General features: G+C 41.2%; 1 pseudogene. It reads left to right on the forward strand.

The features are described from left to right. A pseudogene (pbpA, locus tag ACWHAR_RS28150) lies at positions 1–655 on the forward strand (penicillin-binding protein 2A); the annotation flags it as partial.

The raw sequence follows: 655 nt of genomic DNA on the forward strand, positions 1-655 counted from the left end.
AGCGAAAAAGCTCATTAGCTCTAAAGAAAGACAGCAGGTTGAAGACAAAAAAATATCCGATGACGATTTATACCAGCTTCAGCTAAAACGGATTACTGATAAGCAGCTGAAGGAATTGACGGATAAAGATATGCAGATCCTTGCTATCAAAAGGCGTATGGATTCAGGCTATGCTTTGACCCCTCAATATATTAAAAATGAGGATGTATCAGCGAAGGAAATGGCAGTGGTAAGTGAACATTTAGACGAACTGCCTGGAGTTGATGTCACGTCCGATTGGGAACGTGAATATCCATATAAAAACCTTCTTCGCTCAGTGCTCGGGAGTGTTTCCAGCTCTGATGAAGGATTGCCGTCCAACTTGCTCGACCATTACCTGTCGCTTGGCTACAGCCGAAATGACAGGGTCGGAAAAAGCTATCTGGAATACCAATACGAAAGCCTTCTGCAGGGCCAAAAAGCAAAAGTCGAAAATATCACAGATTCAAAAGGCAATGTCACGGGAACAAAAACGGTATCTGAAGGCAAAGCGGGGAAAGATCTTGTATTAACAATTGATATTGATTTGCAAAAATCAGTGGAAAAAATTATTGAGAAAAAACTTAAAGCTGCTAAAGCAAGACCTAGTACCGAATTGTTGGATCGTGCATTCGTT

Source organism: Bacillus sp. LR--39 (genome assembly GCF_053613335.1).